Annotated in this window: 13 protein-coding genes and 1 pseudogene; 6 read left to right on the forward strand and 8 right to left on the reverse strand. The window is 59.4% G+C overall.

Translation table 11 applies throughout. The features are described 5' to 3' along the window. Positions 1-560 precede the first annotated feature (560 nt). Positions 561-2,045, forward strand: coding sequence for an NCS1 family nucleobase:cation symporter-1 (locus tag AC1RO5_RS04525; RefSeq protein ID WP_493173115.1), 1,485 nt, complete (start codon positions 561-563; stop codon positions 2,043-2,045). 123 nt (positions 2,046-2,168) lie between these two features. After that, positions 2,169-3,452, forward strand: coding sequence for a Zn-dependent hydrolase (locus AC1RO5_RS04530; protein ID WP_493173118.1), 1,284 nt, complete (start codon positions 2,169-2,171; stop codon positions 3,450-3,452). Between the two features lie 21 nt (positions 3,453-3,473). On the opposite strand, the gene AC1RO5_RS04535 is transcribed toward AC1RO5_RS04530, so the two are convergent. Together AC1RO5_RS04535 and AC1RO5_RS04540 are read right to left on the reverse strand one after the other, a co-directional pair. After that, positions 3,474-3,887: a DUF6691 family protein gene (locus AC1RO5_RS04535; protein WP_493173122.1), complete on the reverse strand. Its 414-nt coding sequence runs from the start codon at positions 3,885-3,887 to the stop codon at positions 3,474-3,476. Positions 3,888-3,889: 2 nt separating this feature from the next. Continuing rightward, positions 3,890-4,324, reverse strand: a complete 435-nt coding sequence (locus AC1RO5_RS04540; RefSeq protein ID WP_493173124.1) for a YeeE/YedE family protein — start codon at positions 4,322-4,324, stop codon at positions 3,890-3,892. 140 nt (positions 4,325-4,464) lie between these two features. Between AC1RO5_RS04540 and AC1RO5_RS04545 the strand changes: the two genes are divergently transcribed. Both AC1RO5_RS04545 and sigJ read left to right on the forward strand, forming a co-directional pair. Next, a complete protein-coding gene (locus AC1RO5_RS04545) occupies positions 4,465-4,899 on the forward strand; it encodes a carboxymuconolactone decarboxylase family protein (RefSeq protein ID WP_493173126.1) in 435 nt (144 codons plus the stop codon). Positions 4,900-4,902: 3 nt separating this feature from the next. Continuing rightward, positions 4,903-5,796, forward strand: a complete 894-nt coding sequence (gene sigJ / locus AC1RO5_RS04550) for an RNA polymerase sigma factor SigJ (RefSeq protein ID WP_493173128.1) — start codon at positions 4,903-4,905, stop codon at positions 5,794-5,796. 602 nt (positions 5,797-6,398) lie between these two features. On the opposite strand, the gene AC1RO5_RS04555 is transcribed toward sigJ, so the two are convergent. The 3 genes from AC1RO5_RS04555 to AC1RO5_RS04565 all read right to left on the reverse strand — a co-directional run bounded on the left by AC1RO5_RS04555 (position 6,399) and on the right by AC1RO5_RS04565 (position 8,977). Then, complete coding sequence (locus tag AC1RO5_RS04555; RefSeq protein WP_493173130.1) at positions 6,399-7,514, reverse strand: Gfo/Idh/MocA family protein; 1,116 nt, start codon at positions 7,512-7,514, stop codon at positions 6,399-6,401. Positions 7,515-7,766: 252 nt separating this feature from the next. Continuing rightward, positions 7,767-8,297 carry a DUF2867 domain-containing protein gene (locus tag AC1RO5_RS04560; RefSeq protein WP_493173132.1) on the reverse strand — a complete coding sequence of 177 codons (531 nt, stop codon included), beginning with the start codon at positions 8,295-8,297 and terminating at the stop codon, positions 7,767-7,769. Positions 8,298-8,320: 23 nt separating this feature from the next. After that, positions 8,321-8,977, reverse strand: a complete 657-nt coding sequence (locus AC1RO5_RS04565) for a DJ-1/PfpI family protein (RefSeq protein ID WP_493173134.1) — start codon at positions 8,975-8,977, stop codon at positions 8,321-8,323. A gap of 126 nt (positions 8,978-9,103) precedes the next feature. On the opposite strand from AC1RO5_RS04565, the gene AC1RO5_RS04570 reads away from it, so the two are divergent. After that, complete coding sequence (locus AC1RO5_RS04570) at positions 9,104-9,658, forward strand: TetR/AcrR family transcriptional regulator (RefSeq protein ID WP_493173136.1); 555 nt, start codon at positions 9,104-9,106, stop codon at positions 9,656-9,658. Positions 9,659-9,786: 128 nt separating this feature from the next. Here AC1RO5_RS04570 and AC1RO5_RS04575 read toward each other — a convergent pair whose 3' ends face one another. Together AC1RO5_RS04575 and AC1RO5_RS04580 are read right to left on the reverse strand one after the other, a co-directional pair. Then, entirely contained in the window at positions 9,787-10,554 is a 768-nt protein-coding gene (locus AC1RO5_RS04575) for an SDR family oxidoreductase (RefSeq protein WP_030130434.1), read from the reverse strand. Between the two features lie 37 nt (positions 10,555-10,591). Then, a complete protein-coding gene (locus AC1RO5_RS04580; RefSeq protein WP_493173139.1) occupies positions 10,592-11,659 on the reverse strand; it encodes a phosphotransferase family protein in 1,068 nt (355 codons plus the stop codon). A 166-nt stretch (positions 11,660-11,825) separates the two neighbouring features. Between AC1RO5_RS04580 and AC1RO5_RS04585 the strand changes: the two are divergent. After that, positions 11,826-11,920: pseudogene (locus AC1RO5_RS04585) on the forward strand (hypothetical protein); the annotation flags it as partial. On the opposite strand, the gene AC1RO5_RS04590 reads toward AC1RO5_RS04585, so the two are convergent. Next, on the reverse strand, positions 11,917-12,888 hold the full coding sequence (locus tag AC1RO5_RS04590; RefSeq protein ID WP_493173141.1) for a 2-hydroxyacid dehydrogenase: 972 nt from the start codon (positions 12,886-12,888) through the stop codon (positions 11,917-11,919). The pseudogene AC1RO5_RS04585 and the gene AC1RO5_RS04590 overlap by 4 nt on opposite strands. Between the last annotated feature and the right edge of the window lie 40 nt (positions 12,889-12,928).

A 12,928-nucleotide genomic window follows, 5' to 3' on the forward strand; every position in this document is an offset into this window, starting at 1 on the left:
GCCAATCGGTGTATTCCTGTCAGCGCTGTCAAGAATAGACGCTAGCTGCAGTTCATGAATTGAGCAAGAATATTTTTTATAAGCTTATTACTGTTTTAACTGTTTGATAAATAAAGATAAAAAATGAAAATAACCAAAATGGTGAGACCGCTCACCATTTTGACGCACTTGACAGGTTGGAAATATGGTCAAGATTTTCTATGTGAAATCAGCTGGTTGAGGATGGTCTATGGTTGATGCGCAACCTTTCAAAAAAAGATCGACGCACCAGATTGAGTCCTGACTGTTCGGACAACTTGCATGGCATTTGGCCTGAGTGACAGGGCAACTGACCGGGGACTCGCTAGTTGGATAAATAAAGCTGATTAACATCAGTTGGTTAGCAAAGTTTTATGGCACTGCCCGAGGCGCAAGCGGGGCACCCGGCACGTTTATTGATGCCGCCGCTGACACCGTGGCCGGTCCGTAAAAGTTGTCAGTTTCTCCGGCCATCGTCCGGCTCGCGCACATTGCGCCAGCCTCTGATGAGCAAAAATAATCAAAAGAACAGTGGAGCGGCCATGCAACAGATCAGATCGCAAGTGACCGAGCGCGACGGCTTGTTTGAGCTCGAAGCCGGCAGCGATGTCCTCGACAGTCCCCGATACAACCACGACATGGCACCGACCAAGGTGCGCGAACGAACCTGGAACAAATGGCACATCACCGCGCTGTGGGTCGGCATGGCGATCTGCGTGCCGACTTACACCCTCGGCGGTGTGCTCACTGCCTACTTCGGCCTGACCGTGGGCGAAGCGCTGCTGGCGATTCTGTTCGCCAATATCATCGTGCTGATCCCGCTGACCCTGAACGCCTTCCCCGGCACCAAGTACGGCATTCCGTTTCCGGTGTTGCTGCGCTCGTCCTTCGGCATTCTCGGTTCCAACATTCCATGCCTGATCCGCGCCTTGGTGGCGTGTGGCTGGTTCGGCATCCAGACCATGTTCGGCGGGCTGGCGATTCATCTGTTCCTCGGCTCGGTGTTCGATGACTGGAAAGCCCTGGGCGGTATCGGTGAAGTGATCGGCTTCATGCTGTTCTGGGCCTTGAACCTGTGGGTGGTGATTCGCGGCGCGGACTCGATCAAATGGCTGGAAACCCTCTCGGCGCCGTTGTTGGTACTGGTGGGCGTGGGCCTGCTGGTGTGGGCCATGCCAAACGTGTCGATGACCGAGTTGCTGGCGATCCCGGCCAAACGTCCGGAAGGCGCCAGCGTGGTCAGTTACTTTGCCGCCGGGCTGACGGCCATGGTCGGCTTCTGGGCCACGTTGTCGCTGAACATCCCGGACTTCAGCCGCTACGCGAAAAGCCAGAAGGACCAGATCGTCGGGCAGATTATCGGTTTGCCCCTGACCATGTTCCTGTTCGCCTCCCTCGGCGTGGTGATGACGGCCGCGTCGGTAAAACTGGTGGGTGTCACTGTCTCTGATCCGGTCACCCTGATCGGCCATATCCAGAGCCCGGTCTGGGTCGCACTGGCCATGGCGCTGATCATCATCGCCACCTTGTCCACCAACACTGCGGCCAACATCGTGTCGCCAACCAACGATTTCCAGAACGTCGCGCCCAAGTACATCAACCGCACCACGGCGGTAATGCTCACTGGTTTGGTCGGGTTGGCGCTGATGGCCCATGAACTGCTGAAAAAGCTCGGGCTGATTGTCTCGGATCTGAGCCTGGAGACGGTGTATTCCAACTGGTTGCTCGGCTATTCGAGCCTGCTGGGGCCGATCGCCGGGATCATGGTGGTGGACTATTTCCTGATCAAGAAACAGCAACTGGATTTGGCTGGCCTCTACCGTGACGACGTGTACCCGGCGTGGAACTGGTTTGGCTTCATCGCATTCGGCGTGCCGGTGGTGTTGACGCTGCTGTCGCTGGGCAGCGATGCCTTCAGCTGGTTCTACAGCTACGGCTGGTTCACCGGCTCGGCCCTTGGTGGGCTGATTTATTACGGGTTGAATTCGATGCGGCCGAGTCCGTCTGTTGCGAAATCTGCAGTTTGATCATTCCCACGCTCTGCGTGGGAATGCAGCCCGGGACGCTCCGCGTCCCAGAAGCGGACGCAGAGCGTCCATGGATGAATTCCCACGCAGAGCGTGGGAACTAGAAGAACTGAGGAGATCACCATGAACGCTGCCGTAGACGTTCTGCAATCCACCCATCAGCACATCAATCGCGACCGTCTGTGGCAGTCGCTCATGGACCTGGCCAAGCTCGGCGCGACGGTCAAGGGCGGTGTCTGCCGGCTGGCCCTGACCGACCTCGACCGCCAGGCGCGCGATATCTTCGTGAAGTGGTGCGAGGAGGCCGGTTGCACGGTCAGCATCGACGCCGTCGGCAACATCTTCGCCCGTCGTCCGGGGCGCAATCCGAACCTGCCACCGGTGATGACCGGCAGCCACATCGACACCCAGCCCACCGGCGGCAAGTTCGACGGTTGCTTCGGCGTGCTGGCCGGGGTCGAAGTCTTGCGTACCCTCAATGACCTCGGCGTGGAGACCGAAGCGCCGCTGGAGGTGGTGGTCTGGACCAACGAGGAAGGCTCACGCTTCGCCCCGTGCATGATGGGCTCCGGCGTGTTCGCGGAAAAATTCACCCTAGAGGAAACCCTGGCCAAGATCGATGCCGAGGGCGTGACCGTCGGTGAAGCCTTGAACGCCATCGGCTACGCCGGGCCACGCAAGGTCAGCGGCCATGCCGTGGGGGCGTATTTCGAGGCGCACATCGAGCAAGGTCCGATTCTTGAGGACGAACACAAAACCATCGGCGTGGTGATGGGCGCGCTGGGCCAGAAATGGTTCGACCTGAAATTGCGCGGTGTCGAAGCACATGCCGGCCCGACACCGATGCACCTGCGCAAGGATGCGCTGGTCGGCGCCGCAGTGATCGTCGGCGCAGTCAATCGCGCCGCTCTCGGCCATCAACCCCACGCCTGCGGCACTGTCGGTTGCCTGCAAGCCTATCCCGGCTCGCGCAACGTGATTCCCGGCGAAGTGCGCATGACCCTGGACTTCCGTCATCTGGAACCGGCGCGACTCGACTCAATGATCGCCGAAGTCCGCGAGGTCATCGAAACCACCTGCGAGCAACATGGCCTGACTTTCGAACTGACACCCACCGCCGACTTCCCGCCGCTGTATTTCGACAAGGGCTGCGTCGAAGCGGTACGCGGTGCCGCTCAAGGGTTGGGGCTGTCGCACATGGACATTGTTAGCGGGGCAGGGCACGACGCAATCTTCCTCGCCGAACTCGGCCCGGCCGGGATGATCTTCGTGCCTTGCGAAGGTGGCATCAGCCACAACGAAATCGAAAACGCCGCGCCGGATGATCTGGCGGCCGGGTGTGCGGTGTTGTTGCGAGCCATGCTGGCGGCTTCGCAGGCGATTGCCAGTGGTGAGCAGGCGGCTTGACCACTGGCCTGGCGGGGGTGCTCAACGGCGGGTTTGCAGCGCTTTGAACATCAGCATCCCCGCCAGCATGGCGATGGCGAACACCCAGGCCTGCCAGTGCCCCGTCGGCAACAACACCAGTGCCGGGCCGGGGCAGATGCCGGCAATACCCCAACCGATGCCGAAGAGCAGGCTGCCACCGATCAGGCGTCGGTCCAGCTCACGGCTGACCGGCAATTGCATAGGCGCACCCAGCAAGGACGCCGGTTGTTTCATGGCCCAGTGAAACGGCCCCCAAGCCACGGCAATGGCGCCGATCATGACCAGCGCCAGCGAGGGATCCCAAACGCCGGCAATGTCCAGAAAACCCAGCACTTTGGCCGGGTTTGCCATGCCGGCCAGCAACAGGCCGATACCGAACAGCAGGCCGGCGAGGAAAGCGGTCAGTTTGCGCATGTTCAATACCCCAGCAGATGACGCAGGACGAACACGGTCACGAAGCCTGTGAACATGAAACTCAATGTCGCGGCAATGGAGCGTGGTGACAGGCGCGAGATACCGCACACGCCGTGGCCACTGGTGCAGCCGGAGCCATAACGAGTGCCGATGCCGACGCACAATCCGGCGATGATCAGCCCCACCGTACCGGTTTTGAATTCGATGGCCGGCCACACATGAAACAGCGCCCACACCAACGGTGCTGCCAACAGTCCAAGCAGGAATAGGGCTTTTTCACCCCGCCCCGAATCATTACGCTCAAGCAGGCTGCCTAACAGCCCGCTGATCCCGGCAACCCGTCCGTTGGCCACCACCATGACGCTTGCGGCCAGACCGATCAGCGCACCTCCCGCCAAGGCGGACCATGGGGTGAAGTGAAGCGAGTCAAACATCATGGCAACTCTCCAGACGGGCAAAGAACGGCACTAAACCACTCTTTTTTGTTTGAGCATAGGGCTGCTTTTGGGTACCCGTGTCACAAACCCGAATCCTCAATCGTCATCCTGTTGAACCCCTCAATTAGCGGAGCAACACGATGTCGTCCAACACCCAACCGGTCAACCTGCTGCAGTCCATCCCTCAGGTTTTCGAAAGCCTGACCCAAGTCCATGTCACCCTCGACAACCATGACCTGGCCCCGACCCTCAAACACCTGCTGCACCTGCGTGCCTCGCAGATCAACCAATGCGGTTTCTGCGTGAAGATGCACACCCGCGAGGCGCGTGAAGCCAATGAAACCAACGAACGCCTGGACCGTCTGATTGTCTGGCGTCACGTCAGCGATTTCAGTGCATCGGAGCGCGCCGCGCTGGCCTGGACCGAAGCCCTGACCGTGCTCGATGAAAAGACCGACTACGCCAGCCTGCGCGGCGACTTGCGCGAACATTTCAACGATGCGCAGATCGGCGCCTTGACTGCCGAGATCGGCATGATCAACCTGTGGAACCGTTTGCAGGTGTCGAGGCACTGATCGATGAACTCCGCTGAAAACGCCGTCGCTGTATTCGAACAGCGCCGGCCCTTTTTGCTCGGTCTGGCGTATCGCATTCTCGGCTCGCGCACCGAAGCCGAGGATGTGGTGCAAGAGTTGTTCATCAAATGGCTAGAGGCCGACCGGGCCTCCATCGCCACGCCGGCCGCCTGGCTCACCACGGCCTGCACCCGGCACTGCATCGACCTGCTGCGCTCGGCGCACACGTCACGGGTCGATTACATCGGCACCTGGCTGCCGGAGCCGATTCACACCACCCACCAGCATTCACCCGAGCATATGCATGAACTGGCCTCGTCATTGTCCACCGCGTTCCTGCTCTTGCTGGAACGGCTGACCCCCAAGGAGCGCGCCGCGTACCTGCTCTACGAAATCTTCGACATGGACTACGCCCAGGTCGCCGAAGCGATCGGGGTTCAGGAAGCCGCTTGCCGCAAGCTGGTGTCCCGGGCCAAGGTCGGTCTGGGGAGTGGGCAAATCCGCTATCAACCCGAACCCGCACGTCAGGACCAGTTGCTGAATGCTTTCCACAGCGCCATCGCCAGCGGCTCGACCGCGTCCCTGACCGCGCTGCTGGCCGAAGACGTCGAACTCTGCGCCGACAGCGGCGGCAAGGCCTCGGCGATTCGCGAAACCCTGTTCGGCATCAACCGCGTGCTGGATTTCATCGGCCACTCGCTGCATGCCTACTGGCAGACGTGCGAATGGCTGCCCACGCAAATCAATGGCGCTCAAGGCGTGATCATCAAAGCCGACGACGAACTCACTGCGTCGCTGAGCTTTGGTTTTGACGAAGCAGGGCGGGTGAACCGGATTTTCATCATGCGTAATCCGGAGAAGTTGGCGGGGTTGGAGGCTTCGCTGAATATGCAATGAAAAGATCGCAGCCGTTGTAGGAGCTGCCGAAGGCTGCGATCTTTTGATCTTGATCTTTTGGGGGGCGTTGAAAATCAAAAGATCGCAGCCTTCGGCAGCTCCTACGGGGGGATGCAGTTCAAATAATGTGGGAGCGAGCGCCCGGGATTTTTGACAGGGCGCATATCCATTCCTGCGATAACGGCCGCTGTTTTTTGGCATTGGCGAGTGGCTGGGCTATAAGGAATGCAAGGGTATATCTTTTCTGTGACAGGGCCGCGGGTTCGCGGGGTGGTTTTCGAGTCGCGGAAAATGTCGATTACTTACCGCGGGTCAGCCTATGAACAGTCTTGGGAAATGTGCTTTTTCGCCACTGTCGCTCGCACTCTGCGTGGCGATTCTGGGTGGTTGCGCCAGTCCGCCGCCCCCACCACCCGCTGCGCCGCCACCGCCACCGGTTCGTACCTGTTCGACCACCGAAAGCACCGATGTGCAGGGTGATATGAGGGCTGAAGGGCAGGTGACCCGAACCACGACCCTGACCCGTTGCGTCACTCAGTAAACCGGGTCTGGTGTACCGCCAGTAGCACGTGCAACTGGCGGTGTATTACCTGAGCGTCGGTTCAGACTTCCTCGATCCTGACCCACCGCGACTCCCGTGCCGCCAGACGAATCGCCGTCGCCAGGCGTTCGACTTCCCACGCCTGGTCGAAATCCGTACCGTCCTGACCTTGGCCGGCCAGCGCCATTACCAACTCATGCACTTCAAGGGTCTTGAGTTCGTTGTAACCCAACTGGTGCCCTGGCGCCGGGCTGAACGCGGCGTAACCCGGCAAATCCGGCCCCGCCAGCAGCCGTTGGAAACCGCCTTGCCCGGCACGATACAGCCGCAGTTCATTCAAGCGTTCCTGATCGAACGCCAGGGTGCCTTGGGTGCCGCTGATTTCAAAACTCAGGTGATTCTTGTAACCGTGTTTGAGCCAGCTGCTGCTGAAGGTCCCTCGCGCGCCATTGGCGAACCGCAGCAACGCGTGGACCTGATCGTCGACCGCGACCTCGCGTCGTTCCTGACCACCCGCCGTCACGGGGCGCTGCGCATGCACGGTCTGGGTATCCGCGCACACCGCCTCGACGTCGCCCAGCAGATGACGGGCCATGGCCAGCAAGTGACTGCCCAGGTCCGCCAGGGCGCCGCCGGCGTAATTGGCGTCGCAGCGCCAGGACCAAGGTGAAACGGGATCGGCCATGAAGTCTTCGCTGAACTCGCCCTGGAAACTGATGACCTGGCCCAGCGCGCCGTTTTGAATCAAATCCCGAGCCAGGCCGATGATCGGGTTGTGCTGATAGTTGTAACCCACCCGCGTCACCACGCCTGCGGCTTTGGCTGCAAGGCGCATGGCACTGGCCTGCTCGAGGCTCACCGCCAGCGGCTTTTCGCAGTACACCGGTTTCCCGGCGGCGATGGCAGCCATGGCCATGGGGTAGTGCAGATGATTAGGGGTGGTGATGGCGATCAGGTTGACCTTGGGGTCATCGATCAGCTGTTGCCAGTCGCTGTGAGCAGCATCGAAGCCCCAGGCGTCGGCGCAGTGGCGGGCGCGCTGCGGGTCGGCGTCGGCAAGGGCGGCGAGTTTGAGCTTCAGCGGCAATTCAAAAACAGCGCTGACATTGCGAAAGGCCAGGGCGTGGGCGCGGCCCATGAAACCTGTGCCGATGAGTCCGATACCGAGTTCGCGCATAGCCGGGGTCCTTTTGGATTTTTGTTTTCAGGAGGGCTATTTATGGAATAAAAATTCGTAATATGCAATGAAGTGGAATAAATATTCTTTTTATTTGTGGGGGGGCAGGAAGCACTGAGAATGGCTACACCGCCTTGCGTCATTGCCTGCAGCAACGCCGGATTGTCAGGTCATTGATGCGTTGCATACCTTCCGAGAGCCGGCCTTTCGATGGAAGGGGTAGACCTCAGGAGGCACACAGCGCTCTCAGCCTTAGGGGCTGGTAGCCAGAGGCCAACCGACGCGCGCGGCACGCAGGAGGCTGGCCTTGACAACCAAGCGGTGAAATGGGGCAATAACGAAGATGTAGGCCCGGCCTAGACGGTTGTGGCACTGGACCACGGTTGAAAAAACCAGTTGGCGACTGCCTTCTGGCTCTGCCTCTCCAGAACACAGGATCGATATCCGGAAGTCGAGGTGCTTGTCGTCTTCTCCCAACACGATTTCAGTCTGGTTCGTGCTGTAGACCTTGAAGATTCCAATCCGATTAGCAAGTGATGCCAAATGTTTGGCTGTCTTGAGACCAAAACAGGCAACGATAGTGTCTCGGACTTTCATGAGCCATCCAATCCAGGATGGCTGGTGGGAAAGGATGAATCGCGCTAGCAAATCCGGATTGCTGGATGTGCCCGCAGGGAGCCGAATCGCAAAAGCGTCCGCCAGGTTCATCGACTTGTAAAGGTGGGTGATGCCGGACCTCGAGGGGACTGGCACGGACATAATGAGCTCAAATTCTCGGGGCATCGGGGATCTCTCCTGAGTTCTAACTACCAATTAGACGACATGCCATGTCGCGTTTCTTGTTGCGATGGTTTGTCGTATAACGCTCCTTCTCCTTGTCGGATACTGAGCCCGATCAAGGCATCATAGAGCTCTTGCTGCCCAGCTGGCAGAACAGGGAGCAACGTCGCACGGCGCTTGTCGACATCGAACCAGGATTCAACCAACCATCCCACCAGATAGAGCGCCGAAAGGCATCCGCCAGCGGTTGCAACGTTCCCCTGGCATACAAGAGGCTGGTCCACGGGCTCAAGTCCCAGAGCTTGCAAGCCCGATCGTGCATCCGGGTGTGTCGTTGCCTGGCCGCTGAGCAGCCCAAGCCGTTCGAGAATGAAAGCTCCGGCGCATATGGAGCCGATTCGCTGGCGTCTGGAGTCAAGTTCAAACGACGGCAGGAAATCTGGGGCGGCAAGTGCAGCGGGTATCCCTTCCTTGCCGCTGACGAACAATACCGCGTCGGCACTATTGGCCTCGGAAAGCGGACCGTGCACCGAAACAGGCAGGCCGTGCGCCGATCGCACGATAGAGCTGGAACCCAATATTCGGACGTGCCAGTCCACAGTATTGCGGCCTAATATGTCCCACATCAGGAATAGGTCGATATCAGTGAATTGGTCGAAAGCAACCAGAACGATTTTCTTCAAGGCGAGCTCCATGAAAAGTGCTGGCGTGCAAAACGCAACGGCCATCTTTGCTGGTGTTCGCAGCGTATCAATCGGTTGCGCACCATACACAGTCTGTATGGCGCTAAATACGGAGCGAAATAACTGGTGAGAAAACTAACTCGTAACCATTGGATCGCGGCTGGTTTTGAGGCCCTCGACCAAATAGGGTATGTTGGCGTTTCGGCCGAGAGTCTATCGCGCCGATTGAATGTGACCCGCGGATCGTTCTATCACCATTTCCGCAATCGCGAAGACTTTGTCCGCACCTTGCTGGCCGCTTGGGAAGAAGACTACACGGAGCGCATGCTCGCTTATGCGGCGCAGGGTCGTAGCGCGGGCGAAACCTTGAAACGCTACTTGAGTATTGCCGCTGAGAAACAACCTGGGCGGGAAGTTTCCATCCGGGCCTGGTCGTTGCACGATCCGTTGGTAGGCGAGTTTCAGCAGCGTGTTGACACAAGACGACTGGAGTTCGCGATACGGACGTGCCGCCGCTTGGTCCATATGCCAGGCCAAGCAGAAGTGATTGGTCAGGTGGCCCATCTGTGCCTGATTGGTGGTCAACAGGCAGGGCTGCGGCGTGATGCCGCTCGCTTCAACGGTTTCCTGCATCGAGCCTTTTCACTTTTCGAAGGGGCTCTTCCACCGTGGCGGGCCTAAGTCATGAGCTAAATTGGGTAACTGAATAAATAGAGTTCGCTTTGCACAGGCGAGAGTCTTCCACGAGTCCTCCGATCAAACATCAAAGGCAGCCCTGAGGCTGCCTTCGATTTATTCGCAGAACCGAATCAGGACAGGAACCCGCCATCCACATTCAGCGAAACCCCAGTCGTATAACTGGAAGCATCACTCGCCAGATACAACACCGCCCCCGCCATTTCACTCGGATCCGCCACGCGCTTGAGCGGAATCTGCTGCAGCGCGGTTTTCAGAATCGCGTCGTTCTTCACCAGCGCCGAAGCAAACTTGGTGTCGGTCAAACCGGGCAGCAGAGCGTTGCAGCGAATGCCGAACTGCGCGCATTCCTTGGCAAACACTTTGGTCATGTTGATTACGGCTGCCTTGGTCACCGAGTAGATGCCCTGGAAGATCCCCGGCGAGATGCCGTTGATCGAGGCGACGTTGATGATGCTGCCGCCGCCGTGTTCGCGCATCAGCTTGCCGGCTTCCACCGACATGAAGAAGTAGCCGCGAATGTTCACGTCGACGGTTTTCTGGAAGGCGCTGAGGTCGGTGTCCAGCACGTTGCAGAACTGCGGGTTGGTCGCGGCGTTGTTGACCAGGATGTCCAGGCGTCCAAACTGTTCGCGGATGCCGGCAAAGACTTGGGTGATCTGTTCCATTTCACCGATGTGGCAGGCAATGGCGGTGGCCTTGCCGCCGGCGGCGATGATCGCGTCGGCGACGTGCTGGCAGCCGTCAAGCTTGCGGCTCGAAACGATCACGTGGGCACCTTGCTGCGCCAGCAGTTTGGCGATGGCTTCACCGATGCCGCGACTGGCACCGGAGACGAAAGCGATCTTGCCGTCGAGGTCGAACAACTGAGTCTTGGACATGATTTTTCCTTGTTATGTGGCCCGATCAGAGCCGCGATCAGAGGCTGGATTTCTGAATGACTTGCAGGCTCATCTGCTCCAGCAGTTTGTTCATGTGAATGAACTGTGCGAAGCGTTTGTCCTGGGTCTGACCATGGAAGAAGCGGTAGTAGATCTGCTGCACGATGCCGGCCAGACGGAACAGGCCATAGGTGTAGTAGAAATCGAAATTGTCGATCTGGATGCCGGCGCGCTCGGCGTAGTAATCGACGAATTCGCGGCGGGTCAGCATGCCAGGGGCGTGGCTTGGCTGGCGGCGCATCAGTTGCACCGGTGCCGGGTCGCCGGCTTCGATCCAGTAGGCGAGGGTGTTGCCCAAGTCCATCAGCGGATCGCCGAGGGTGGTCAGCTCCCAATCCAGCACACCGATGATCTGCATCGGGTTATTCGGATCGAGGATCACGTTATCGAAGCGGTAATCGTTGTGGACGATGCTCGACGTCGGGTGATCGGCCGGCATCTTGTCGTTGAGCCAGGCCTTTACTGCTTCCCACTTCGGCGCGTCCGGGGTCAGGGCCTTCTCGTAGCGCTCGCTCCAGCCTTTGATTTGCCGCGCGACATAACCTTCGGGTTTGCCGAGGTCGCCCAGGCCATAAGCCTTGTAGTCGACCCGGTGCAGTTCGACGAACTTGTCGATGAAGCTCTTGCACAGGGTTTCGGTCTTCGCTGAATCAAGGCCCAGTTCCGGCGGCAGTTCGGAGCGCAGGATGATCCCCTTGACCCGTTCCATCACATAGAACTCGGCGCCGATCACCGATTCATCGGTGCAGTGCACATAGGCTTTGGGGCAGTAGGGAAAACCTTCCCGCAGCTGATTGAGGATGCGAAATTCGCGGCCCATGTCGTGGGCGGACTTGGCCTTGTGGCCGAACGGCGGCCGACGCAGGACGAATTCCTGTTCGGGGTATTCCAGCAGGTAAGTCAGGTTCGACGCACCGCCCGGAAACTGGCTGATCACAGGCAAGCCACTCAGGCCCGGAATGTGCGCCTTGAGGTACGGATCGATCAGGCTGGCATCGAGTTCTTCGCCAGAGCGGATACGGGTGGACTGGTCAGTAAGCGCCATGCTTATCCCTTCTGCTTATTTTGGAGGCCAGACATCATTGGCTAATCTAATGGCGCGCCAGGGTGGCCACAAGCGCGGCACGGTCTTATAGGTTAGCGTGTTGCCGGATAATCAGCGTTCCTGATGTGCGCGAACAGGCTCGGCGGACGCAAACGGGGCGTGGAGTGAGTGGGGCAACAAGCCCCTGAGCGAGCTCTGGGAGAACTGATCAGCGCCGATGCCGAGTCCCGACGACTCTGGACGCTATTGGGCGTTCTTTAGTGATTGAGTCGGGTGGCTGTCGACGGCGGCGGTAACGCAATAGGCGTCAGTACCGGTTGACCGGAAAAAAACGCCGTCAGGTTTTTGCCGGCCAGTTCGACGGTGCCTTGGGTGGCCTCCGGGGACAATCCGGCGACATGCGGGGTCAGAATCACGTTGGCCAACCCCTTGAGGGCGTCCGGTACCTGGGGTTCGTTGTCGAAGACATCCAGCGCGGCACCGGCGATCCGCCGCTGTTCGAGCGCGCTGATCAGGTCGGCCGTGACGACCACACTGGCCCGGGCGATGTTGACCAGGAAGCCGTTGGGCCCCAGGGCGTCGAGCACTTGCCGGTTGATCAGGTGCTGGGTGCCGATCCCGCCCGGGGTGGCAACTATCAGAAAGTCCGAATGGCGTGCCAGCTCGGTAGGCGTCGAGCAATAGCTGTACGGCACATCGCTGCGATGCTGGCGGTTGTGGTAACTCACCCTCATATCGAAGCCGTTGGCGGCACGTTTGGCGATAGCCAGGCCAACGGCACCGAGGCCGAGGATGCCTATGTGTTTGCCGGCCAGCGAAGGACGCATGATTTTCGGCCATTCGCCCCGACGAACGGCAGCATCGGCCCGAGGGATGTCACGAACCAGTGCCAGCAGCAACGCCATGGCGTGATCGGCGACGGAAGAGGCATTGACGCCGGCGCCGTTGGTGACGGTGATGCCCCGGTTGACGGCGGCTTGCAGGTCGACGTGTTCGTAACCGGCGCCGATCACGCAGATGATCTTGAGGTTGGGCAGGGCGGCGATTTCATCGGCATACAGGCCCAACGGGCCACGCGTCAGCACCGCCTCGATCTGGTTGCCCTGTCGGGCAATGGCAGCGGCGCGCTCGGCCGGGGTCGGGGCCAGGATCAAATGAAACCCCTGATGTTCGAGAATCGGCAGGTATTCATTGATGGTTTCAACCAGTACCAGAACAGTTGCGGTCATGCTGGGCTCCTGTGGCAGCGGAGTGTCGGGGCTCGAACGT

It is taken from the genome of Pseudomonas sp. GW822-FHT02G04 (assembly GCF_058802085.1).

Excerpts from the sequence above, each read along its gene's own strand:
- AC1RO5_RS04580 (WP_493173139.1), bottom strand. The coding sequence starts at position 11,659 with ATGGCGCTTACTGACCAGTCCACCCGTATCCGCTCTGGCGAAGAACTC.
- AC1RO5_RS04545 (WP_493173126.1), top strand. The coding sequence starts at position 4,465 with ATGTCGTCCAACACCCAACCGGTCAACCTGCTGCAGTCCATCCCTCAG.
- AC1RO5_RS04540 (WP_493173124.1), bottom strand. The coding sequence starts at position 4,324 with ATGATGTTTGACTCGCTTCACTTCACCCCATGGTCCGCCTTGGCGGGA.
- AC1RO5_RS04590 (WP_493173141.1), bottom strand. The coding sequence starts at position 12,888 with ATGACCGCAACTGTTCTGGTACTGGTTGAAACCATCAATGAATACCTG.
- AC1RO5_RS04530 (WP_493173118.1), top strand. The coding sequence starts at position 2,169 with ATGAACGCTGCCGTAGACGTTCTGCAATCCACCCATCAGCACATCAAT.
- AC1RO5_RS04555 (WP_493173130.1), bottom strand. The coding sequence starts at position 7,514 with ATGCGCGAACTCGGTATCGGACTCATCGGCACAGGTTTCATGGGCCGC.
- AC1RO5_RS04525 (WP_493173115.1), top strand. The coding sequence starts at position 561 with ATGCAACAGATCAGATCGCAAGTGACCGAGCGCGACGGCTTGTTTGAG.
- AC1RO5_RS04560 (WP_493173132.1), bottom strand. The coding sequence starts at position 8,297 with ATGCCCCGAGAATTTGAGCTCATTATGTCCGTGCCAGTCCCCTCGAGG.
- sigJ (WP_493173128.1), top strand. The coding sequence starts at position 4,903 with ATGAACTCCGCTGAAAACGCCGTCGCTGTATTCGAACAGCGCCGGCCC.
- AC1RO5_RS04535 (WP_493173122.1), bottom strand. The coding sequence starts at position 3,887 with ATGCGCAAACTGACCGCTTTCCTCGCCGGCCTGCTGTTCGGTATCGGC.
- AC1RO5_RS04575 (WP_030130434.1), bottom strand. The coding sequence starts at position 10,554 with ATGTCCAAGACTCAGTTGTTCGACCTCGACGGCAAGATCGCTTTCGTC.